At 44.8% G+C, this 21652-nt stretch carries 22 protein-coding genes and 1 tRNA gene; 15 read left to right on the top strand and 8 right to left on the bottom strand.

From position 1 onward, the window contains the following. Nucleotide 1: 1 nt before the first annotated feature. Entirely contained in the window at nucleotides 2-289 is a 288-nt protein-coding gene (gene gatC / locus ACTTJF_RS00345; RefSeq protein ID WP_185898467.1) for an Asp-tRNA(Asn)/Glu-tRNA(Gln) amidotransferase subunit GatC, read from the bottom strand. Between the two features lie 123 nt (nucleotides 290-412). Here gatC and ACTTJF_RS00340 point away from each other — a divergent pair, with 123 nt between their 5' ends. The 5 genes from ACTTJF_RS00340 to hisG are packed head-to-tail and all read left to right on the top strand — an operon-like array spanning nucleotide 413 to nucleotide 3533. Further along, a complete protein-coding gene (locus ACTTJF_RS00340; protein WP_442550252.1) occupies nucleotides 413-979 on the top strand; it encodes a hypothetical protein in 567 nt (188 codons plus the stop codon). Beyond that, on the top strand, nucleotides 976-1986 hold the full coding sequence (locus ACTTJF_RS00335) for an outer membrane protein assembly factor BamB family protein (protein WP_442550251.1): 1011 nt from the start codon (nucleotides 976-978) through the stop codon (nucleotides 1984-1986). The genes ACTTJF_RS00340 and ACTTJF_RS00335 overlap by 4 nt, the downstream gene beginning before the upstream one ends. Beyond that, nucleotides 1983-2315 (top strand): hypothetical protein, encoded by a 333-nt coding sequence (locus tag ACTTJF_RS00330; protein WP_442550250.1) that lies wholly within the window; start codon nucleotides 1983-1985, stop codon nucleotides 2313-2315. Before ACTTJF_RS00335 ends, ACTTJF_RS00330 begins: the two co-directional genes overlap by 4 nt. After that, the gene (locus ACTTJF_RS00325) at nucleotides 2302-2931 is read left to right on the top strand and encodes a type III pantothenate kinase (protein ID WP_442550249.1); all 630 of its coding nucleotides are present in this window, start codon (nucleotides 2302-2304) and stop codon (nucleotides 2929-2931) included. The genes ACTTJF_RS00330 and ACTTJF_RS00325 overlap by 14 nt, the downstream gene beginning before the upstream one ends. Further along, nucleotides 2925-3533: an ATP phosphoribosyltransferase gene (hisG, locus tag ACTTJF_RS00320; RefSeq protein ID WP_002948222.1), complete on the top strand. Its 609-nt coding sequence runs from the start codon at nucleotides 2925-2927 to the stop codon at nucleotides 3531-3533. The genes ACTTJF_RS00325 and hisG overlap by 7 nt, the downstream gene beginning before the upstream one ends. Before the next feature lie 471 nt (nucleotides 3534-4004). On the opposite strand, the gene ACTTJF_RS00315 is transcribed toward hisG, so the two are convergent. From ACTTJF_RS00315 to gpmI, 6 genes are all read right to left on the bottom strand, one after another. Beyond that, a complete protein-coding gene (locus tag ACTTJF_RS00315; RefSeq protein WP_442550248.1) occupies nucleotides 4005-5924 on the bottom strand; it encodes an EAL domain-containing protein in 1920 nt (639 codons plus the stop codon). A 67-nt stretch (nucleotides 5925-5991) separates the two neighbouring features. Then, complete coding sequence (locus ACTTJF_RS00310; RefSeq protein ID WP_442550247.1) at nucleotides 5992-6585, bottom strand: LysE family transporter; 594 nt, start codon at nucleotides 6583-6585, stop codon at nucleotides 5992-5994. Between the two features lie 606 nt (nucleotides 6586-7191). Further along, nucleotides 7192-9354, bottom strand: a complete 2163-nt coding sequence (locus ACTTJF_RS00305; protein WP_442550440.1) for an endonuclease MutS2 — start codon at nucleotides 9352-9354, stop codon at nucleotides 7192-7194. Between the two features lie 192 nt (nucleotides 9355-9546). After that, complete coding sequence (locus ACTTJF_RS00300) at nucleotides 9547-9894, bottom strand: hypothetical protein (protein ID WP_442550246.1); 348 nt, start codon at nucleotides 9892-9894, stop codon at nucleotides 9547-9549. Then, nucleotides 9891-11234 (bottom strand): UDP-N-acetylmuramate--L-alanine ligase, encoded by a 1344-nt coding sequence (gene murC, locus ACTTJF_RS00295; protein WP_442550245.1) that lies wholly within the window; start codon nucleotides 11232-11234, stop codon nucleotides 9891-9893. Before murC ends, ACTTJF_RS00300 begins: the two co-directional genes overlap by 4 nt. Nucleotides 11235-11460: 226 nt before the next feature. Further along, a complete protein-coding gene (gene gpmI / locus ACTTJF_RS00290; RefSeq protein WP_442550244.1) occupies nucleotides 11461-12939 on the bottom strand; it encodes a 2,3-bisphosphoglycerate-independent phosphoglycerate mutase in 1479 nt (492 codons plus the stop codon). Between the two features lie 79 nt (nucleotides 12940-13018). Between gpmI and mraY the strand changes: the two genes are divergently transcribed. The 10 genes from mraY to ACTTJF_RS00240 all read left to right on the top strand — a co-directional run bounded on the left by mraY (nucleotide 13019) and on the right by ACTTJF_RS00240 (nucleotide 20117). Further along, complete coding sequence (gene mraY / locus ACTTJF_RS00285) at nucleotides 13019-14083, top strand: phospho-N-acetylmuramoyl-pentapeptide-transferase (protein WP_442550243.1); 1065 nt, start codon at nucleotides 13019-13021, stop codon at nucleotides 14081-14083. Nucleotides 14084-14161: 78 nt separating this feature from the next. Continuing rightward, nucleotides 14162-15424 (top strand): UDP-N-acetylmuramoyl-L-alanine--D-glutamate ligase, encoded by a 1263-nt coding sequence (gene murD, locus ACTTJF_RS00280; RefSeq protein ID WP_442550242.1) that lies wholly within the window; start codon nucleotides 14162-14164, stop codon nucleotides 15422-15424. Between the two features lie 144 nt (nucleotides 15425-15568). After that, nucleotides 15569-15644, top strand: a tRNA-Phe gene (locus tag ACTTJF_RS00275). A 432-nt stretch (nucleotides 15645-16076) separates the two neighbouring features. Continuing rightward, nucleotides 16077-17321: a tyrosine-type recombinase/integrase gene (locus tag ACTTJF_RS00270; RefSeq protein WP_442550241.1), complete on the top strand. Its 1245-nt coding sequence runs from the start codon at nucleotides 16077-16079 to the stop codon at nucleotides 17319-17321. 13 nt (nucleotides 17322-17334) lie between these two features. After that, nucleotides 17335-18177, top strand: coding sequence for a hypothetical protein (locus tag ACTTJF_RS00265; protein ID WP_442550240.1), 843 nt, complete (start codon nucleotides 17335-17337; stop codon nucleotides 18175-18177). 194 nt (nucleotides 18178-18371) lie between these two features. Further along, nucleotides 18372-18560: a helix-turn-helix transcriptional regulator gene (locus ACTTJF_RS00260; RefSeq protein WP_442550239.1), complete on the top strand. Its 189-nt coding sequence runs from the start codon at nucleotides 18372-18374 to the stop codon at nucleotides 18558-18560. Nucleotide 18561: 1 nt separating this feature from the next. Further along, nucleotides 18562-18822: a hypothetical protein gene (locus ACTTJF_RS00255; RefSeq protein ID WP_442550238.1), complete on the top strand. Its 261-nt coding sequence runs from the start codon at nucleotides 18562-18564 to the stop codon at nucleotides 18820-18822. Continuing rightward, nucleotides 18815-19057, top strand: coding sequence for a hypothetical protein (locus ACTTJF_RS00250; RefSeq protein ID WP_442550237.1), 243 nt, complete (start codon nucleotides 18815-18817; stop codon nucleotides 19055-19057). Before ACTTJF_RS00255 ends, ACTTJF_RS00250 begins: the two co-directional genes overlap by 8 nt. Further along, nucleotides 19050-19298 carry a hypothetical protein gene (locus ACTTJF_RS00245; protein ID WP_442550236.1) on the top strand — a complete coding sequence of 83 codons (249 nt, stop codon included), beginning with the start codon at nucleotides 19050-19052 and terminating at the stop codon, nucleotides 19296-19298. Before ACTTJF_RS00250 ends, ACTTJF_RS00245 begins: the two co-directional genes overlap by 8 nt. A gap of 57 nt (nucleotides 19299-19355) precedes the next feature. Further along, nucleotides 19356-20117, top strand: coding sequence for an aspartate carbamoyltransferase (locus ACTTJF_RS00240; protein WP_442550235.1), 762 nt, complete (start codon nucleotides 19356-19358; stop codon nucleotides 20115-20117). Between the two features lie 1202 nt (nucleotides 20118-21319). Here the strand turns inward: ACTTJF_RS00240 and ACTTJF_RS00235 are convergent. After that, nucleotides 21320-21526 (bottom strand): helix-turn-helix transcriptional regulator, encoded by a 207-nt coding sequence (locus ACTTJF_RS00235; RefSeq protein WP_314391088.1) that lies wholly within the window; start codon nucleotides 21524-21526, stop codon nucleotides 21320-21322. Between the last annotated feature and the right edge of the window lie 126 nt (nucleotides 21527-21652).

The following is a 21652-nucleotide window of genomic DNA, read 5'->3' as shown; positions in this document are numbered from 1 at the left end:
GCTACTCTATGATTTTTGGTACGACGAAGAAGTGCCCGCTGCTCATCGGAGCGTTTTTTAGTATAGTTTCTATCACGTCCGAGCTCACGCTTACGTCTTCTCTTAGCGGAGTTCCGCCCTCTATAGAGCTTACTACCGCCCTAGAAGCGCTTAGATCAAGCTCATCTAGTATTCCCGCGAAGCTCAAAATTTCACTGAGCTGACCTTCGATTTCTCTTCGCTTATCGCTCTCGACTTTGAGCGAACTAAGCTTTTCAAGTTTGGTTAATAACGTATCATCTATCTGCATAAAACCTCGCCAAATTTTTAAATTTCCCCGCATTATAACACAATTTGCCTTGATTTTTATGCTGTTTTATATTTATTATGCTACAATTACGAACTTTCAATAACTTAAATTTAAGGAAAAAACTTGGCTATCAAAGATGATATTGATTCTATAAAGGAAGAGTTAAACACTCAGGAACAATTTTTAGAAAACATAATAAAAAGCGAAAGATTTTTTAAAAAATATAAAAAAATTATCATCGGCGCGGTCGTTTTGGGCGTCATCGGCGCGGCGGGATACTATGTAAACGGCGCTTTAAAAGAAAAAGAATTTAAAGCCGCAAATGCCGCGTATGCAAAACTAATACTCAATCCAAAAGACGAGCAGGCAAAAGCCGAGCTAAAACAAAAAGACCCCTCGCTTTACGCGCTTTACGAGTTTAAAAGAGCCGTTGACAACAACGACACGAACGTGCTAAAATCTCTTGCCAATGAGCAAATAGACCCGCTTTTAAAAGATATCGTAAAGTCTCAGATAAACGAGCCTAGCGGTCAAATTTTAAGCTCGTATAAGGCGGTTATTAGAGGTTACGAGCTGATGAAAGAAAATAAAATCGACGAGGCGAAAAACGAATTTAAGAAGGTTCCGTTAAATTCACAGCTACAATCCATTGTCAAAAATTTAGAACACTATCAAGGAAACGCAAAATGAGAAAATTTCAAGCTATTTTAGCGGGCGCGCTTTGCATTGCGGTGCTTGGCGGATGCAGCACGAAAAGGCAGTATTTCGAGCCGACCGATGTACAAAATGAAAAAATTTCAGAAAACAGACTGCCTGCCAGCATCGCGACGGCAAGCCTAAACGGAGCGGTGCTAAAAAATGGCATGGCCATAACCAAAAACGGCCTACTCTCGCCGGAGATAAAGCTACCAAAGGGCGCAACCTTGCTAAATTCCGCCGACGGTAAATTTATCAGCTCCGATTTGGACGGAAATTTGATCGTAGCAAATAGCTCAAACGAGATTTTGTTTCAGAAAAAATTTAACGAAGCTATCGTCTCGGCTGCGCTTGAAGGAGATAAGCTAGCGCTTTTAAGCGCGGGTAACGTCATATACCTCATCGACATCGCGACAAACGATACTTTGCTCGAGTTTGAGAGCTCAAGCGTTTACGCGCAAGACTCCCGCGTCGCGGCCCCGTTTTTTATGAGCTCGCTCGTCATCTTTCCTACGCTTGACGGCAAAATCATGATAGTAGATAAAAACCAAGGCCGAATTTTACGCGACGTAGTCGTGAGCAGCGAACAGTTTTTTAACAACATCATATCTCTAAACGTCGTAAACGACACGATGATAGCGGCCACCGGCAAGCGTATCGTCTCGATAAGTCCAGAAAAAACGGTTTACTATAACGGCGAGATAAAAGACATCGTCATAAACAGCGAATACGTATATATCCTACTAAAAGACGGCAAAATCGTGCTTAGCGACCTAAATTTACAAAAGATAAAAGATGTGGAATTTAAATTCGCCATCTTTTCAAGCGCTACCGTTTACAACGGCTCGCTTTATATAATGGAAAAAACAGGCTACCTCATCAAGACCGATTTAGCGCTTGAAAATGCCAAAATTTACGAGCTTTCAGACGAGGTCGAGAGTCAAATTTTTGCCGGCGCGAAAGAATTTTACTACGACAATTACAGCTTAGAGCTTAAATGACGAAGCAAGAAATTTATCAAGTTCTGGAAGCCAAAAAGATTATTTTAAAAAATCTAACCTGGGTGGATCTTGATAAATTTACTAAAAAAAAGACCCTTGTCGCACTTACGGGCGTCGATATGAAGGGATTTTATACGCTTTTATTTTTCCGTAGCGCAAAGGCTAGATTTTTAAGCAAAGAATTTGAAGCGATTGATGAAATAGCCGGCAAAATCGCCGAGCAAACAGGCGTAAATTTTAAGAAAAAAGCTATTTTTTATAGTTCGGATGTCTGCTCGAAAACCGCAAATTTGATGAAAGAAAACGGCTACAAACATGACTTTATGTGACGTAGGCAACACCAACGCCTCCTTCTTTGAAAACGGCAAAATCACCAAAATCAAGCTCGAAAATTTTAAAGATTTTAAAAGCGACGAGAAGATTTATTTTATCAGCGTAAATGACGAAATGACAGGCAAGCTTCAAAATTTGCCCAAATTCGTAAATTTGGAGCCGTATTTTGAGCTGGACACCATCTACGAGGGTCTTGGCATCGACCGTATCGCTAGCTGCTACGCGATAAAAAACGGCCTCATCATCGACGCGGGCAGCGCCATAACGATAGACGTGATGATGAACTCGATGCATCTTGGCGGCGCGATAATACCCGGCATCTCACACGTGCTAAAGGCCTGCGAAGCTATCTCGCCGCGGTTAAAAATCTCGCTAAATTCGCAAGTGAGTCTCGACGCCCTCCCGCAAAAAACGGCTGACGCAGTGAGCTACGGCGTCATCAAGCCGATCCTGCTTCTCATAGAAAATATGGCAAACGGCTCAAAAATCTACTTCACGGGCGGCGACGGCGAGTTTTTATCGCGCTTTTTTGCCACGAGTATCTATGACCGCATGCTCGTCTTTCGCGGGATGCAAAAACTAATCGAACAAAAAAAGGACATTTTATGCTAACGGTTGCTTTGCCAAAAGGCCGCATCGCCGACGAAACTCTCGCGATTTTTAGGAAAATTTTTCAAAGCTCGTTTGAGTTTGAGGATAGAAAACTGCTGATGAGCGAGGGCGATTTTAAATTTCTAATGGTTCGCAACCAAGACATCCCGACCTACGTCGTAAACGGTGCTGCAGATATCGGCGTGGTGGGCCTTGACGTGCTTGAAGAGCACCGTCCAGATGTGGTGCGCCTACTTGATCTAAAAATCGGCAAATGCCGCGTCTGCGTGGGTATCAAAGAGGGCGAGGAGCTAAATTTAAACGCTCCCGAGCTAAAAATCGCCACCAAAATGCCGCACATCTCGCGCAACTATTTCGCCGCAAAGGCCACCGCGCTAAAGATCATCAAACTATACGGCTCGATCGAACTAGCACCGTTGGTCGGACTAGCTGACGCTATCGTGGATGTCGTAGAAACGGGCACGACGATGAAGCAAAACGGACTAAGAGTCGCCGAGACCATCATGCATAGCTCCGCGCACCTCATCGCAAACAAAAATAGCTTTATCATCAAAAAAGACGAAATTTTATCGCTCTACGAAAAGATCAAGGCACAAATTTAAACTAAATTCTACTTACGCCATATATTGAAGCGAGCCTTTTGCGATAAACATGGCTCGTGCCTCGTTTGGTGCGAGGCTTGCCGACTTACGCCGATCACAAAATTTATTGCCGCGACTTAGTCACTCCGTAAATTGAACGAAATTTGAGGCTAACGCACGCTTATTAAGTTTTATTGCGGTCAAGCTATACCAAATCAAACAAGAGCATAGCACTATACAAATTTAAGCACTTCAAATACACCGCCAACACCGCTGCCATCTTTTTTATTCGCCAGTATCACCAAGGGCGCTTAAATTTGCCAAGTGGGCTAATTTTGTTCTGAGTCAAATTTGCAAAACAAGCGCATTGAGATAAAATTAAATTCACCGCCAATAGCTCAAATTCCTCGCCGAATTTAGAGATGAAATTTAAGCCGCTCCGCATTTACGACTATTTGTAAGAATTAAATTTAATAAACTCAAAAGCCCGGCTTAGCGCAGGCTGTCGCTAGGCTCGCCCAGATAAAAGCCCTGGAACTCGTCAACACCAAGCTCTACGCAAGTATCATAGACCTCTTTTGAGCGGACAAACTCGGCAATCACCGTGATATCAAGCTTCTTGGCAAATGCGATGATGGCCCCCGTTATCACGCGAGAGTCCTCGTTCGTGTCGATATTTTTGATGATGGAGCCGTCGATTTTGATGTAGTCGGGCTTTAGTTTTAGGATATACGAGAAGTTGCTGTATCCAGAGCCAAAGTCGTCTATAGCGATCTTTGCGCCCATCCTGCGCACGCGGTCGATAAATACTCCGATGCGCTCGATGTTTTCGATATTTTCATCTTCCAAGATCTCGAATATCACGCGTCCTGCGACTTTATATTTGTTCATTTTCTCGATGATAAACACGCTCACGTCGCCGTCGGTCATATCGCGTCCGGATAAATTTATCGAAATCATCGCATCAGGCCTCTCGGCGATTAGCTTAAAGCTTTTTTCGATCAGCATTTTTTCGATATCGGTGTAGCGTTTGATGCGCTTTGAAACCTCCAAAAAGACGCTTGGAGAGATGATTTCGTTACTGTTTTGGATGCGGATTAGCGTTTCATATTTTACGATTCGCTTTTCTTTATTAAATATCGGCTGATAAAACGGCACGATCTTGTCGTTTATGATGGCGTTTCGTATCATATTTGAGCGAGTGATTTGCTCGGCGTATTGCGGCGTATCGTCGATGTTTTTAAAGTAGCAAAAATAATCCTTACCGCTTTGCTTAGCAAACTCAAGCGCCGTCATCGCCTTTTTAAGCGTGTCTGATTCATCTAGCGCAAAGCCCACCGTACAGTGGATCTCGATCTCGCTTTGTTCGCCGTCCTCGGCGATCACGTCGATGACTAGGCCTTTGATGTTATCTAAAAGTTCGTTTGCCAGGTCCTCGTATCTGTCGATAAAGAGCTCTGCATCCTCAACCAGCGCAAACTGATCTGGTCCGACGCGGTAAACGGCCATGCCGTTATCCTCGGCAAATTTTTTCGAGACTTCCGTCATTTTTATCAAAATTTGATCGCAAACCGAGGCGCCGAAATAGTTATTCATCTTCCTAAACTCATCGATATCCATGACGATGACTTTAGGATTTTTCATATCCGCCGTATCGCGCTCCAGAGCTACTTTATTTGGCAAGCCGGTAAGATCGTCGATATAAAGGCGCTTTTGCATTTCGGCATTTTTTTCCAGGAGCTTTTCGTTGCTTTTTACTAGCGAAATTTGATTATCGCGGATACCTCTATAAAAGAGAAAATACTGAAAAATACAAATGAACGCCATAACGCCCGTCACGATGAACGTATTTTTCATATTTACGATAAACCACTCTCCAAAAAGCGGATCGTCCAAGCCTGAAATTTTGACGTTGTGAATCATGTTGTAGCCAAGGATCACGTCGCCCATTTTCTTAAAATAGCAAACCTCAGCCTTGTTGTCCTGTATGAGATTTATGCGCTTATATACGCCGTTTTGTTTCAAATTTACGTGAGCTTTGCCGTCCATCTCGCAAAATTTATATGGCAAAACTTCGCCTATCAAATTTGGATGCTGCGAGCTAGCTAGGACTAGGAGTTCGCCTTTTTCGCCCGCTTGTTTAAATATCCAAGACGGCACGGCCTTAGTAGCCTCAGAGTAGCGCTGAAACTCCTTTATATCGCCTTTTGCTATGTTTTTATATATGATTTGAATTATATTCATAAAGGCCTCGGCCTTCTCGTTAACGGTTACGTTTGACGGGTAGTTAGTCGAGTCCTGAAATTTATTATAAAATATAAAAGATATTACCAGAAACGAGCAGATCACGAGCACGGCGATCGGCAGGACGATAAACTGCGTCATCGATTTTTTAATATCAAAATTTTGCATTAAACTTCTCTAAAAATTTGTTGTCATTTTATCATTATTTACTTAAGTTAATTATAAAAACTCTAATTTATAAAAATAATTTATAAAGTAAAAAGAAGGCAAACCCCAGCAAAATGACCGCGCACACGTAGTTTAGCCATTTTGCGACGTTTTGCGAGATAAATTTGGCGCTTTTATGTACGGCAAACGGCATAGAAACGATCCAGATAAATATCGCCGCGACTAGCCCCGCCACGACTGCGCCCGCGTTTTCAAAGCTTTTGGCAAAGCCTGCCACGCTGAGCCAAAATCCGACGGTATATGGATTTGCTAGCGTGACAAAAAGGCCTTTTGCGTAGTTTTTTCTAAATTTGACTTCACCGCCCCGCACGTCCGCCTTTACCGGCCTATTGGCATTTTTAAAAATGACGTAGGAGATGTAAGCCAGGTAGCAAAATCCAAAAATCCCGATGAATTTTTCTACCATTTCGCCATGCAAATACTCAAGCAAGCCAAACGCCAAAAGCAGCAGATACGCCGCGTCCGCGCTCATAGCGCCGAGCCCGATAGCAAACGCCGACCAAAACGATCTTACCGCAGCGCTCATTATCATCACGTTTACGGGCCCCAGCGGTACCGCCGCGCTAAAACCCAGCAGCAATCCCTGCAAAAACGAGTTCATCTTCATCCTTTTTGATTTTTGTATTTTGGATTTTACCTAAATTTGAGAGATTTTGAGGTCGTTAAATTTGACGAGATAGGCGGATTTAAATTTGAACCAAATATGCAAATTTGACTTTGAAATTTTGAAATTTATCCGCCGAGACCTGCACCTTTAAGGTGCCAAATTCGGTTTGGTTAAATTTGGCATTGCAGGTTAGGTTTTTTTACTTTATTGTAAAGAGCGTGAGGCTTAAATTGCGCTCTGCTCTGCAGTTGCGAGGCAAAGCCGAAACAAAAGAGCTCCCTTTTTGTATCCGCCTTTTTCTTTTTCTTGGGTGGCGGAAAGGGCTTTACTTCGCCTGCGGCTCGTAACTGCGAGCAGGTTAAATTTGACGCTATCAAGCCGCAAATTTTAAATTTGAGTTTTTAAGATACGGGTATCGACAACCCAAATTTGTAAATTTAATGCCGTATTTGACCGCAACAAAGATAAGGCGAAGTATCTTTTGCGTTTAGACGAGGCAGATTTAAATTTTACGACGGGAGCTACCTTGTCGGTAGTGACCGAGTAAAATTTAGATCTAACGACGTATAAACCAAAAAGACAAGCCGCAGCAAGGCAAATTCACAGCCTTACTATCTGCGCTCCAAATCCCCCCTGCCCCGCCGGCGCGTCGAAAAACTCCTTCACGCTCGGATGTTCGCGCAAGAAATTTTTGACCGCGTAGGCGAGCTTGCCCGTGCCGATGCCGTGATACACCTGCACCTCGTCAAAGCCCATCACTAGGCTATCACTTATAAATTTATCCAGCTTTTGCACCGCTTCGTCGGCGCGCAGGCCGTGTAGATCGAGCGTGACGCTAGCGTTTTGCGGCTTTTGCACGCTTAGATTTATGCCTGATTTTTTCGCGGGTGCGGGCGTTTCGCCGCTGATTTTTAGCTGATTTATCGGTACGCGCATGCTCACGTTGTCGGTTTGTATCACGGCATCGTTTTTGCTAAGGCTTGCTACGACGCCCTTTATCTTGCCGTATTTGACGCGGTCGCCGACTTTTAGCTCGGGTGCGGCGGAGATTTCGGGCTTTTGCACGGCGCGTTTGGCCTCGTTTGCGCGGTTTAGGGCGCGCTGTTTTTCTTTGGTATCGTCTAGATTTATCGCTCGCCTAGCCTCGTTTATCGCCTTAAAATACTCCCTCTCCAGCCGCGTTATAACCTCGTACTGCTCGGCCTCGGCGCACTCTTTTTGCTCTTTTAAATTTTCGATTAGCGAGTCTAGCTTTTGCTCTTTTTTCTCGGCGCTTTCGAGTTTTTCTTTGAGCTGTACCTCTAGATTCAGCGTCTTTGTGATGATTTCGTTTAGATTTTCTTTGTCTTCGCCGTAGATCTTTTTCGCCTGCGCGACTAAATTTGCCGCGATGCCGTATCTAGCCGCGGTCTCAAAGGCGTATGATTTACCGATCGTACCTTTTAAAAACTCAAATTTAGGTCGCGAGTTTTCCTCGTCGTAAAGCGCCGCCACAAGCTCGACGTCCGGGTTTTTAGCTAGCAGCATAGCGAGTCGCTTGTGGTGGGTGGTGATTATCATCTTGATGTCCTGCCCCATCAGCCGCTCGATCATCACGCCGTATAGACTCGCCGCCTCCTCAAAGTCCGTTCCCAGCTCGATCTCATCGACTCCGATGAGCAGATTTTTCTTCGTAAAAAGCTTGGAAAAATGCACCATACGGCCGGCAAACGTCGAGATGTCGTTTTTCACGTTTTGCGGATCCTCGATGATGGCGTCAAATTCCTTGAAATTTCCGATCTGAGAATTTTGCGCGTTTATGCGCATCGGCAGCAGGTATTTGGCTAAAAATGCCGCGGCTATCAGCGATTTTAACAGCATTGATTTACCGCCAGCGTTTACGCCGGTGATTAACAGCACCTTTTTGCTAAAGTCGATACTGATGCTTTTTGGATTTTTTAGCGCGGGATGGGCGAAATTTGCCAGCTTTAAATTTGATCCGCCGCTTGGCAGCACGAACTCCAGATCAGCGCTTTTTGCCGTAAAAACTCGTGCGCAGTAGGCGTCAAATACGTCAAACGCACCGTTTATAAATTTCAGAAACGGCAAGCCCTTATGCATCGCGGAGCTAAAAATTTTACAGTGCTCGTAGACGATTTGCTCTTTTTTATCCAGCAGCTCGCTTTGCTCTTTTTTGAGCTTTTGTATGTTTTCGGGTGCCACGTAGAAGTAGCCGCCCGAGCTTCTAGCCACGACCGTGCCCTTTAGCACGTGGTTAAACCCGCCTCGCACGAGCAGCGCCTCGACCGAGCTGATGTAGTGCACCTGCGTATCGACGAGATAGGGCGTGATAGATTTTGAGTAGATGAGGCGGCGTAGATCGGCGTCTATTTGCGCTCTTTTTGCGCTAAACGCGTCTCTGATACCGCCCAGACGCTCGTCTACTTCGTCTTTTAGTTCGCCGTTTTTGTCAAATGAATTTGCGAGCTTTAGCATCGGCTGCGGGATTTCTATTTTAGCGAGCCATTCGCCTAGTTTGCCTTCAAATTTGAGCGTTTTTAGGTAGGTAAAGTAGCCAATTATCTTAGCAAACTCGAAAATCTCGCTCACGTGCAGCGTGGCTTGCTTGCTAAGGCGCATGAGCGCGTCGTCTAGATTTTGAGCCGATGCGGGCGGGTCAAACTGCTTTTGCGAGAGTTCTAAAATTTTCTCATAATGCAGCCTGCTGTCGCCCGCCATAAAAAGCGGCTTAGGGCGCGCTAAAAAGGAGTTAAACCTCTCCATATAGCCTTGCAAATCTAAAATTTTTATAAGCCGCTCAAAGCCTTCCGCGTTTGTAAATTCTTTTTGCTCGCGGTGCGCTGCGGCGTCAAAGACATCGCCGTTTCTTTTCTCGCGATAGACGTTATTTTCTCGCCCGCCGGTCTCCCAAACGCCGCCTTGGGTCAAATTTTGATTATCTTTAAAATTTCGCAATTATTCGCCTTTAAATTCGCAACCGTCAAGCGCGATCTTGACGCTGTTTAGCTCCTTTGCCGCGCGTTTTGCGACAAAAGAGGATGTGCCGAACTCATAGTTAAATTTAGTGTTATTTACGTCAAACTTTCCGCATTTTAGGGTTTTGCCTTGATTAAAAAGTGCGATTAGTTCCAGCCTTTTGCCCTGCTCGCTTTCTAGCCTGGTCTCGTAAAAATACAGCGCCGCCGCGACAAAAATAACCGAAAAAGTGATGATAAATTTCGCCTTTTTGCTTAGCTTCTCGTCGCTCACGCTAAATATCGCGATCGCGGCAAGCACGCCTAAAAGTACGATTATGACCCTCATGCGTCGCCTCGCAGCTGATATGTGATGTCGCCCGCGCCAAAGCCGATCACTAGGCCGTCATCGAGCAAGTTTTTCACGCCAAATTCGTCCGTAAAGACGATCCCCTCGCCCTCGCGCGCGACTTTTTGCGTCATCACGGGATTGTAGCGCTTAAACTCCTCTTTTAAATTTATCTCTATCGGCGTCTCGCCAGCGGCGTAAACAGGCAGGATAACAAGCTCGTCTATACCCTCGAAGCACTCTTTAAAGGCCTCTAAATTTGCGCTCAGACGCGTAAATCTGTGCGGCTGAAAGATCGCCGTGATCTTGGTGATGCCTAGTAGTTTGGCGTACTCAAAGACTGATTGTAGCGTAGCCTTGATCTCGGTTGGGTGGTGCGCATAGTCGTCGATGAGTACGAATTTGCGGCTCGCGGTTAGGATATCGAAACGCTTTTTGATACCTTTAAAATTTAGCAAATTTTGCCTAATTTGCGCCAGAGACGTTTCATTCAGCGCAGCAAGTATGGCTAGCGACGCGTCCACGGCGATATGCTCGCCCATACCCAGAACTTCAAATTTGCCTAAATTTTTTAGATTAAACGCAGTATAAGGCACGAAATCGCGCGCGATCATACTAAGCTCGGTTATGTCCACGCTCGGATAAAGGCGCACGGCGTCGAGCTTTAGCGTACCCAAAAACTCGTCTTCGGCGTTTATCACGCGCACCTTGGCTCGCTCCAAAAAGCCTCGATACGCCGCGTGAAATTTCTCCAAATCATAGCCGTAATGCTCCATGTGCTCGGGCTCGGCATTGGTCACGACGGCTAGATACGGGTTTGAGTTAAGAAAGCTACTATCGCTCTCGTCGGCTTCGAAAATAACGTTGTCGCAGGGCTCGTATTTCATATTTGAGCCAAACTGCTTAGCGATCGCACCGATGATGACCGAGCCCTCCACGAGACTAGAGAGCATCGCCGAGGTCGTGCTTTTGCCGTGCGCGCCCGCTACCGAAAACACGCGCTTGCCCTCAAGCACCATCGGTAGCGCCTCTTTGCGCGATAGGCAGTGCAGCCCTTTGCTACGCGCTTCGACGAGTTCGATATTATCAGGCTTTATCGCGGCCGAGTAAATGACGAAGTCCTGATCCTTGATCGCGGCCTTGCTGTGCGGCGTGATGACGTCGATGCCCTGCGCGGCTAGCTCGCGCGTGGTCGGGCTTTCTTTGATGTCGCTACCGCTGATTATGAAGCCTTTTTCGTGCAAAAACCGCGCGATCGCCGAGATGCCGATACCGCCGATACCGATGAAATGGACCTTTTTACGCTCGATTTTGAAATTTTTTTGACTTGAATTTTCCATTGATTTTCCCTTAAATTTATTAGGGCGATTTTAGCGAAAATGAAATTTTGGGATGCTGAAAAGATGAAATTTGTGTAGATTTTAGCGGTTTTACGGCGGCGCTTAGGACGCGGCGGAGTTCAAATTTAGATTCAAATTTGACCCGCCATATAAAGAACTAGTTCGCTTTAAATTTAAGCCTCGGCAGGTCGTTGATATAAAACTAAGCTTCAAAAGCGAGTTAAATTTAAAACAGCGCCTCGTCCATCTCGACGGGTTTTTCGATGCCCATCAGCGCCAAAACGCTCGCGGCGATATTGTTTAGGCCGCCCGCTTTTACCGCCTTTACGCCCTCGCCCATCACGAAGCAAAATACGTCAAAAGTCGTGTGGTTGGTTAGCAAATTGCCCTGCGCGTCCTTCATCTGCTCGCAGTTGCCGTGGTCGCTCGTGATGATTAGCGCGTAGTTTTTCTCTTTAGCCTTTGCCACGACGCGTCCCAGCGCCGCATCCACGGCCTCGACCGCCTTTACCGCCGCGTCAAATTCGCCCGTGTGCCCGACCATATCGCCGTTTGCGAAATTTACCACGATAAGATCCTGCCCGTCTTCCATGCCTTTTAGCACTGCTTCGCACACGGCTTGTGCGCTCATTTCGGGCTTTTCGTCGTATGTTTTTACTTTGGGGCTTGGCACCAGCACCCTCGTTTCGTTTTGAGCGAGCTCCTCGACGCCGCCGTTAAAGAAAAACGTCACGTGCGCGTATTTCTCGGTCTCGGCGGTGTGCAGCTGCGTTAGGCCCGCGTTTGCGACGACCTCGGCAAGGGTATTTTTTAGCTTTTCGTTTTCAAATAATACGGGAAAGGCGAAATTTGCGTCGTATTCGGTCATCGTGAGTAGATTTTTAACGACAAACGGACGCGCGAATTCGCTAAAATTTTCATCGCCCAAAGCCGCCGCGATCTCGCGCACGCGGTCGTTTCTAAAATTTATAAATATCACGCCGTCGTTTTCGCCGATACCCTCAAACCCGCCAAAACTAGCCGGCACGATAAACTCGTCCGTCACGCCCGCCTCGTAGCTTTGCATGACGTATTCTAGCGGCGATACGGTTTGCCCATTTTCCCCTCGCGTCATCGCGTCGTAGGCCGTTTTTACGCGGTCCCAGCGCTTGTCGCGGTCCATCGCGTAAAATCTACCGCTAACGCTAGCTAGCTTAAAGCCCCCGCTTTGCGCCTTTTCTTGCAGCGATTTTATGAATGCTAGCCCGCTTTTTGGGCCTACGTCGCGACCGTCGGTTATCGCGTGAGCGCATACTTCGCAACCGTTTGCAACCGCGAGAGAGCACATCGCGTCAAAGTGGCTCATGTGCGAGTGCACGCCGCCATCTGAGTAAAGCCCGACGACGTGGACGCGTTTGCAGGTTTTAAACAAATTTAAAAGCTTTTCGCTTTTGGCTAGCGAGCCGTTTTCAAAACCGAGCGAAATTTTTACCAAATTTTGATACAAAACCCGCCCGCTGCCGATGCACATGTGCCCGACCTCGCTGTTTCCCATCTGTCCGTCAGGTAGGCCCACTGCTAGGCCCGAGGTTTTTATGAGCGCGTTTGGGACGTTTTTAAACAGCCAGTCGTATGTGGGCTTTTTTGCCGCCGCAAATGCGTTAAATTCGCTACTTTCATTATATCCGATGCCGTCAGTTATCACCAAAATAGTTTTTTGAGCCATTTTTAAATTTTTGCCTTAAATTTAGATATTTTTTAACGGCATTATACTAAAATTAGTTTTTTTTAAAATAAAGGTCTTTATGTTTTACTATATTTATGAATTCTTAAATTTTAATATCTTTCAATACATCACCGTTCGCGCGGGCTTTTCGTTTTTCATCGCATTTTGCTTGACCGTTTGGGTGCTGCCTAAATTTATCGCGTGGGCGAAAGCCAAAAACGCCGCCCAGCCCATCTACGAGCTAGCTCCGCAAACGCACCAAAAAAAGGCCAAAACGCCGACGATGGGCGGGCTCGTCTTTATCGGAGCGGCACTTGCGGCGAGCGTGATCTGCGCGCGTCTTGATAATGTTTTCGTCTTCGCCTCGCTTATCTGTCTAGCGGGCTTTACCGCGCTTGGTTTTAAAGATGATTTTCGCAAAATCTCAGGCGGCAAAAACCACGACGGACTAAGCCCTAGAGCCAAGCTTGCGGCGCAAATTTTGATCGCGTTTGCGGTCTCGACGATGCTCTATTTACACGGCGAGCTGGGCAGTAAATTTTACCTACCGTTTTACAAATTTCCGGTGCTTGATCTTGGCGTTTTTGCGGTGGCCTTTTGGACGCTCGTCATCGTCGCAGCATCAAATGCGGTAAATTTAACCGACGGCCTAGACGGGCTAGCTACGGTGCCTGCGGTGTTTTCGCTGCTGACTTTGGGCGTATTTGCATACATCTGCGGACACGCGGTCTTTAGCTCGTATTTACTTTTGCCCAAGATCGCGGGCGTAGGCGAAACTGTCGTCGTGGCCGCCGCTCTGATCGGCTCGTTGATGGGATTTTTGTGGTTTAACTGCCATCCGGCCGAGGTTTTCATGGGCGATAGCGGGAGCCTCAGCGTAGGCGCATATATCGGACTCATGGGCGTGATGACGAAAAATGAAATCCTGCTCATCATCATCGGTTTCGTCTTTGTTATGGAGACCTTGAGCGTGATTTTGCAGGTGGGAAGCTTTAAAATTTTTAAAAAGAGAATTTTTCTCATGGCGCCGATACACCATCATTTTGAGATAAAAGGCTGGGTGGAAAATAAGATCATCGTGAGATTTTGGCTCATCGCCGTTTTGGCAAATTTGATCGCCATGACCGCGCTAAAAATCAGGTAAATTTAGCGCGAGCAAAAAGGCGAAAAGCCGATCTTAGCGCGGACGAGAAACGCAAATTTTACGGGCAAAGGGGAGAAAATGAGAAAATCGCTATTTGGCTACGGCGGTACGACGCGCGCGATCGCGAAAAACTTCGCAAAAGAGGGCGGCTGGGATATCTACGACGATAAATTTAGCGAGATCTCAAGCGACGAATGGGGCAACGCTTTACTACCGCCAAATCTTTTCATACCCGAAAAAAGCGGCTTAGAGATCCCGAGTCCCGGCTTCCCGCCCGGCCACGAACTGGTTAAAAAAGCGCAAAATCTAATCAGCGAGTACGACTATTTTTACAAAATTTACGGCACCAAAATGCCCTTTACCGTCTGGATCAGCGGGACGAACGGCAAAACCACGACGACGAAGATGGCACAGCACCTGCTGGAGCGCTACGGCTCGATAATGGGCGGCAACGTCGGGGTTCCGCTCGCAGACCTTGACCCAAACGCCAAAATTTGGGTGCTAGAGACCAGCTCCTTTACGATGCACTACACGAACGCCGCGACGCCCGGCATATACGCGCTTTTACCTATCACGCCAGATCACCTCAGCTGGCACGGCGACTTTGCCGAGTATGAGCGCGCCAAGCTAAAACCGCTAGCTATGATGGGCGAAAACACGGTCGCGATCCTACCCAAAATTTACGCCGGGGCGCCGACTAAAGCAAAGGTGATAAGCTACGAAAACGAGGCGGATTTGGCCGAGTTTTGCGGGGTAAATTTAAGCGATATCGCCTTTAAAACGCCGTTTTTAACGGACGCTCTTTTGGCGCTTGCTATCCAGAAAATTTTGCTCGATAGGTGCGACGTAGAGCTGTTAAACGACTTTGTCATCGAGGGCAACAAGCTAGAGGAGTTTCGCGATGCGCGCGGCAGGACGTGGGTCAATGATACGAAGGCGACCAACATCGACGCGAGCATCCAAGCCGTAAAGCAATATGAGGGCAAATTTTTGCATTTGATTTTAGGCGGCGACGATAAGGGCGTAGATATGCGGCCGCTTTTTGAAGCCTTGCGCGGCGCTAAGGCGCAAATTTACGCTATCGGCTCAAATGCGGACAAGCTGATGAAGCTTGCGGCTGAGTTTAAAATCCCGGCCGTAAAATGCGAGCTTTTAAACGTCGCAGTCGGCGAGATAGATAAAAATTTCAAATTTGACGAAGTTGCGAAAGTCGGCACAAACAGTGAAAATTTAGACGAAATAGCGCTTTTAAGCCCTGCTGCAGCGAGCCTCGATCAGTTTAGCAGCTACGTAGAGCGCGGGGATGAATTTAAAAAAGTGATCTTAAATTTGCAAATTTGACGCGATATTTGCACCATAAAGCCGCCAAATTTGAGCGACTGCCTTTAAAAATAAATTTTGTATTTTAAAAATGCACCGAATTTTGCGTCTTTAACCGAAATTTAAGTATCAAATAGCTAAAATCACATTTCTTTTTAACAGCGTGGTTGGATAGCTCAGTCGGTAGAGCAGCAGACTGAAAATCTGCGTGTCGGCAGTTCGATTCTGCCTCTAACCACCATCCCCTGTTTTTTACAATCTAAAGCACTTTTTAAAACCCCCTAAAATACGGACTTTGAGCGATTTTACCCCTAAAAAACAATCTAAACTAGTCAGGCAAAGCTAAAGATTTAAAAGTATTTTAAAAGTATTTTTGGCAAAATTCTAAAAGTCAAGCGAAAAAATATTTTTAAAACTCTCCAAACGCCCTATTTATCGGGCTTACAAAGCACCCCAAAAAATATTTTTAAACGCTTGAAACGCCTAAAATAGGTATTTTTAAAGCTTAAATAGCGAAAAATATTTTTAAACCTCATCATACCCCGTATTTTAGGCACTTAGCGAGCATACAGCAGCGATTTTAAAAGTATTTTTGCGGCGAACTTTTACCCAAAAACTCCAAAAAATATTTTTAAATCGTTTCAAATAACGTATTTTAGGGGATTAAGGCGTAATGGCTAGGATAGTAAAACCGCTTACCGATAAGCAAATCAAAGAGGCAAAGCCCAAAGACAAAGACTACAAGCTCACGGACGGCGACGGTTTAGGGCTAATAGTAAGCAAGACCGGGCGCAAACGTTGGGTATTTGCCTTTATTAGTCCAGACACTGGCAAGCCAAATAGCACCGGGCTAGGTAATTACCCTACTTTGTCGCTAGCCGAGGCAAGAGAGAAGCGAACCGAGCTTAAAAAGCTAGTGATGAACGGCGCAGACCCGATAACGGACAAGAAGCGCGCCAAAGCTCAAAGAATAAGCGATCATAACCGGGGCTTTGAAAAGGTCTTTAGCGAGTGGCTAGAGATTGAAGCTAAAAACGTTTTGCCGCAGACGCTCAAAACCAAGCGCGGGCGCATAGAAAATCACGTAATGCCGATCCTAAAGGATAGAGGCATAAAAAGCATAACTCACGGCGAGATAGCGAGCATACTAAAAGAAGTATCAAAGACGACGCCCCAAACAGCTGAAATAATCAATCAAATTTTAAACCGCGTCTTTTTATTCGCAGTATCGAGCGGCTACGCCGAAATTAACATTATGGCAAATATCGACGCTAAAACGCTCATACCCAAAACCAAAGTAGAGCATTACGCAAAACTTACCGAGCGCGAGGACTTAAAGGCATTTTTTAACGCCATTTACGATTATCCTCATTTCGAGACGATTAAAAACGCGATGAAGTTATGCCTACACCTGCCGCTAAGGGCTGCGCCGTTATCTCGCTTAAAGTGGCGATACGTGGATTTTGAAAAGAGGCTTTTAACCATACCGCGAGCCGAGCAAAAAATCAAACGTAGCGAGATAGGCGACTTCAAATTACCGATTAGCGATGAGGTTATGCGCATATTGCAAGATCAGGCGAAATTAAGCAGAGCATACGAATACGTCTTTATTAATTCCCACTTTACCGACCATATCCACAAAGACACCGCCACGAATGCGATCAAGGGCTTTGATTTTAGAGATAGGCAAACTGGGCGCGTAGTAACCCTGCATAGCCTAAGAGGCATATTTATGACGCAGGCGTTTAACAATATGCAAAAGCACGGAGTAAGTAAAGAGGCTATTAAAAAGGCGTTGGACCATCTGCACGGCGACAAAGTAGATTTAAGCTATTCGGAAAAAGCCGATTTTTTGGACGAGCTTAAAATCTTGCTTGACTGGTGGAGCGGTTACGTATTAGACACAAAAGATAATTAAAGGGGGGCAAAAAATGACAACAAACAAAACGCGAGGCAATAGCGCAAAGAGCAAAGGCAGAGATAAAGACCTAGAAGCCTTTGACAACAACAAAACAGATAAAACAAACGCGCGAGCCGAGGCGGTAGAGGCGTTTATTAGCGATTTCTTAAAAAGTAGTTTTTGGAACAATATTGAAAAGGCTTTTTTTACGAAAATGATTGACGACGTTAAAAGCGGTGAAATAGACGGCTTTACAATGGATGATTTCTATTTTCTTTTAAAAATCAACAACACTAGAGAAGCCGCAGAGAGGGTAAAATTTGAGCTCTTTTTGTATTTTAAGGAGCTTTGCATAATAGCCGAACAAGACGCTAAGCAAAAAGACGAAAAAGAGCTAATTCTCTCTTTTGAAAACTACAAAAAAGCAGTAGGAATAATTGGACTAACCCTGCCACGGGGCTTTTCTTGCAAAAGCCTAGAGGAACTACAAGAAATAAAAAATGGCATAGAACAAGCAAACAAGGAGGGGAAAGCATATTTACACCGTAACCTTTTTCATTATGAGCCTGATCACACCAAAGCGTTAGAAACTACAGCGTATTATTGTGAGTTTTTAAAAAGAATGGACGCATATTTTTACGATAACCCCGTTATCAGTCATTATTTAGACAAACAAAGGCACATACAAAACGTAAAAGATCAATTTCGAGACGAATTACGCAGTCTTGATGTTTATTATTCCGCAAAGGCAGCTGAAGCTATCGACAGTGGCACATTAACCCAAAGTATTTGTAATTACGTTATGAAAAATTTTGCCGATTTCCTAGCTGAATACGAAAAGACGGAAAATGATTTCCGTAAATCGGATAAATAGGGCAAAACCCCCATAAATGCGCGGTTATCCCCGAGAAATAAGACCGCGCTAAACCCCACAATTTTTTAAAATTTACCTCAATTTTCCCCATTTTTCAAAAAAAACGGAAAATAAAATCTGTTTACACAAGCGTCTCACCTTTGTAATATTCGCTTAATCTTTGCAAAGATAATACGAACAATAAAGGGTAAAGCGTGAAAACACACGAAGTCAAACCGAAGTATTTAAGAGCGTCGCAAATCGCCAAGATTTACGGCATAGGATTAAACACTGTGTGGTATTTTGCCAAGCAGGGCTTTTTTAAGCCGATAAAGTTTAGTAAAAATATTACCTTTTTTGACCCCTCCGAGGTAGAGGCGTTTTTTATGAGGAAAGGCGCGTAAAATGAAAGCCTTTGAAAACGAAGCCGAAAAAGGGCTTTATTCAGATTTTGCTCGAATGTTGGGTGAAGTTTATCCGGACGTCTTAAAATCTGCGACAAGCGATGAGCCTAGCGACTACAAAGAGGGTTTAAATCAAGGGCTGGCAGTAGCCTTTAATTTATTTCAAGTCCTACACGGACAACGCAATCAACTCCAAGCCCTCCAAGCCGAAAACCAACGGCTAAGAGAGCGATTTTTTCAAAGGAGCGCAAATAATGAATAAGCTAGTATTTACGCCTAGCAAACTTTGCTTTAGCGCAGGCGATGAGGTTATGCTAAAGGCTTTTAAAAAGCATTTGCACGCTTACAAGGTGGCGAGCTTAGACGACGTCGCTCAACCTTTGCTAGATTGTGCTTATGATTTATTTCATATCGTGCAGACGCAGAGTAAGAGCATAAAAGAGCTAGAAATAAAGCTAGGCATAAGAGAGCCTAGAGAGGGTAAAAATAATGCGTAGTTTAATAATCAAAGAACAAATTTTGCGAAAAATGATAACAAAAGGCGCGCCCGTTAGAGCGTGCGAGATAGTGGCTAGTAACCAAAACGTAGAATTAATCAATCTCGAGAGAGCAGGATTAATAACGCGCAAATGGCACGACCCGAAAAAAACAGATTACAAGGTGGCTTACTTCAAAGATAAAGCCCAAAGACAAAAGGCTATCGAGTGGCTAAAAGCGCGCGGCGTTAAAGTAGCGTAAAGCCAAAAAATAGGGGCGGTTAGTGTCAAGCGAGCCGCCCCTTTTGGATATTAAAACGTGGAAATATTACCTCAAATTACCCAAATACTAGCTGAAACGCCTAGCATAGCCATAGACACCATACGCGCCGATTTTCGTAAAGATAGGCGAAGCAAAGACGGATCGAAGCTTGACCGCCTGAACCTCATCGCACGGGCATACGGCAAAAGTTGGCGTAAAATGGATAAAAGCGACTGGCGATTTAAAACGATTGCCAAAAAATACCGATACGACACCGAACTAAATTTGACGAATATTTTTGAACTTGACGACCTAAATATCTTTTATGCCAATACGGCGCAAGATAGCAGGCATAGGGCGCGTTTAGAAATATTTGGGCTAAAACAATACGGCGACGAACAAACGCCCTCTAATCTCATTGCAGAGCTTTTAAAAGAGGTCGGCAATGTTTCAGGCGTTGATTTATGCTTTGATAGCTCCTCTCCTTTTGACGTGCAAAAACTAGCCGAATATTTTCATCTGCGACGATATGAGAATGCTTTTTACGTAAATCATACGGGGCTATCCTCGCTAAGTAAATTTTACATCTATGACAAGAAAATCAAAGACGGGCTAAAAGCTAGCTTATGGAGGCTAGAGGCGACCGCTCCGATCATTGATTTAAATAAACCTGCATTGCTGCCTAGAGCCGAACGCCTAGAACTACAACTGCGCCAAGCCGTGCGCGATTTCTCGCAAATAATCGACACTGCAACCAAAGCGCAGCCGGCAAAGCTCGCATACAAAGCGCACAATAACAAAAGAGAGCTAAGGGCGTAACAGCCCCCGATCTATCCGTAACGCGCCGTAACGTTACATTGTAACGCGCCCGTAACCTCATCGCATATTATTCCGCCTATTTTTACCCCAAAAACCGCCCGAACCTTAAGCCGCTTTTTGCCCGTTTCATTTACTTTAAGAAACAGAATTTTTGCGCCCTCTATACTTCTCCAGCAAATCTAAAGAAAAATTAATACATTATTAATCAACTTGAAAAATAAAGAGTGCGATAATACGCACGCATACGGGCATAACTCATATTTTTTCAAGACGACAAAAAACGCGTTTTAAGAATTAGACCCCTTAGTGTATTCCCCCTCCATTTACTTTTCCCCCTCCTCTCCTCTCTAAATTTCCCATCCTTTCCTTAAACCTCACGCGGGGTCTAGCGAGCGAGTGAAACAAACGAGTGATAATCTAATAGCAAAGAGAGTAAATTAACATAATAGCCCATAGAATAAAAATAAGGGGGCTACGTTTTAAAAAGAGCCTCCAGAACATACAAAGATACCAAAAAGAGTTAAAATCAAACAGGGGGCTTTATTTTGCGTTTAAATAGAGTGAGGTTAATTTGATGATACGCCCCCCCTCAAAGCGCGGAGGCGGATAACTTGACGCGATCAAAAGCTTTTTAGCCTAGCGCGTGCGCTTAATTTTCGGCTTACGTAACAATGCCCCAAAATAGCCTATTTGTCCGACAGCGCAATTTTGCGCCGTCGAGCGAGCAGCCTCAAAATCGTCATTCCATAAAAAAATGGAACGCAAAACCAAAGCGATGAGGTAGATTAATCTAGGTCATAGGCGCATTATGCCCTAAGCCGGATTTAGCCCATAGGCGCAAAGTAAAAGGATGTAACCACTACTGACACCCCCCCCCTTGAGTTTAAAGGGGGTGGCATTCAATTCATATCCTTTGGATTTCACGAAAAAATAAAAACGGACTTTTCGCCAAATTTGGAGAAAACTAACAAGCCGAATATTTGACCCGTTAAAGCTAGGCGTGAGAGGTTTACCACAAAAAAAGGGAAAACTCTAAAAGCTGGGTGAGTTTAATTCATAGAGCTAAACGCATTTTTGCGCTGAGTAAGCTAGGGGAATTAAATACCGGTAGCTGGGTACGTTAAATGTAGGTAGCTAGGTAAATTTAACTTAGGTAGCTATCGCAGAGAGATTTAAAGCGGTTGGGATTAGGAGCGATGAGGTTAAAGGTCTTTAGTTAATTCTTTGATTTTTTCGTAGCGTGTGGATTTTTCGTAATTTTCAAGCCAGCTTTTTACCCAATACGGCACGCCAAATTTACCACTACCCCAGTTATTAACACTTGAATACTGAACACCCACAAGCTCCGCAAACTCTTTTTTACTCAAATTTACGCGTTTTAGCAATTCGTTAAAATCGTCTCTTGTCAATTCCATAAAAAGCCCCTTTATTGTGTTTTGTCATAGTATCATACCATAAAAAAGTGAAAATATCATAAAAGCATAATAAAAGATATTGACTTTATTAGTTTAATATGATATTATTCTACAAATAAA

Source organism: Campylobacter sp., assembly GCF_052170435.1.
Lineage (GTDB): Bacteria > Campylobacterota > Campylobacteria > Campylobacterales > Campylobacteraceae > Campylobacter_A.
The sequence above is the reverse complement of the archived record's forward strand: the minus strand, read 5'-3'. Positions and strand labels throughout refer to the sequence as shown.

What these genes read in the sequence shown, in the direction of transcription:
- ACTTJF_RS00305 (WP_442550440.1), bottom strand. Translation starts at nt 9,354, where the DNA reads ATGGAGAGGTTTAACTCCTTTTTAGCGCGCCCTAAGCCGCTTTTTATG.
- ACTTJF_RS00315 (WP_442550248.1), bottom strand. Translation starts at nt 5,924, where the DNA reads ATGCAAAATTTTGATATTAAAAAATCGATGACGCAGTTTATCGTCCTG.
- ACTTJF_RS00330 (WP_442550250.1), top strand. Translation starts at nt 1,983, where the DNA reads ATGACGAAGCAAGAAATTTATCAAGTTCTGGAAGCCAAAAAGATTATT.
- gatC (WP_185898467.1), bottom strand. Translation starts at nt 289, where the DNA reads ATGCAGATAGATGATACGTTATTAACCAAACTTGAAAAGCTTAGTTCG.
- ACTTJF_RS00325 (WP_442550249.1), top strand. Translation starts at nt 2,302, where the DNA reads ATGACTTTATGTGACGTAGGCAACACCAACGCCTCCTTCTTTGAAAAC.
- ACTTJF_RS00250 (WP_442550237.1), top strand. Translation starts at nt 18,815, where the DNA reads ATGAATAAGCTAGTATTTACGCCTAGCAAACTTTGCTTTAGCGCAGGC.
- ACTTJF_RS00265 (WP_442550240.1), top strand. Translation starts at nt 17,335, where the DNA reads ATGACAACAAACAAAACGCGAGGCAATAGCGCAAAGAGCAAAGGCAGA.
- hisG (WP_002948222.1), top strand. Translation starts at nt 2,925, where the DNA reads ATGCTAACGGTTGCTTTGCCAAAAGGCCGCATCGCCGACGAAACTCTC.
- ACTTJF_RS00270 (WP_442550241.1), top strand. Translation starts at nt 16,077, where the DNA reads ATGGCTAGGATAGTAAAACCGCTTACCGATAAGCAAATCAAAGAGGCA.
- murC (WP_442550245.1), bottom strand. Translation starts at nt 11,234, where the DNA reads ATGGAAAATTCAAGTCAAAAAAATTTCAAAATCGAGCGTAAAAAGGTC.
- mraY (WP_442550243.1), top strand. Translation starts at nt 13,019, where the DNA reads ATGTTTTACTATATTTATGAATTCTTAAATTTTAATATCTTTCAATAC.
- ACTTJF_RS00300 (WP_442550246.1), bottom strand. Translation starts at nt 9,894, where the DNA reads ATGAGGGTCATAATCGTACTTTTAGGCGTGCTTGCCGCGATCGCGATA.
- ACTTJF_RS00255 (WP_442550238.1), top strand. Translation starts at nt 18,562, where the DNA reads ATGAAAGCCTTTGAAAACGAAGCCGAAAAAGGGCTTTATTCAGATTTT.
- murD (WP_442550242.1), top strand. Translation starts at nt 14,162, where the DNA reads ATGAGAAAATCGCTATTTGGCTACGGCGGTACGACGCGCGCGATCGCG.
- ACTTJF_RS00245 (WP_442550236.1), top strand. Translation starts at nt 19,050, where the DNA reads ATGCGTAGTTTAATAATCAAAGAACAAATTTTGCGAAAAATGATAACA.
- ACTTJF_RS00310 (WP_442550247.1), bottom strand. Translation starts at nt 6,585, where the DNA reads ATGAACTCGTTTTTGCAGGGATTGCTGCTGGGTTTTAGCGCGGCGGTA.
- gpmI (WP_442550244.1), bottom strand. Translation starts at nt 12,939, where the DNA reads ATGGCTCAAAAAACTATTTTGGTGATAACTGACGGCATCGGATATAAT.
- ACTTJF_RS00335 (WP_442550251.1), top strand. Translation starts at nt 976, where the DNA reads ATGAGAAAATTTCAAGCTATTTTAGCGGGCGCGCTTTGCATTGCGGTG.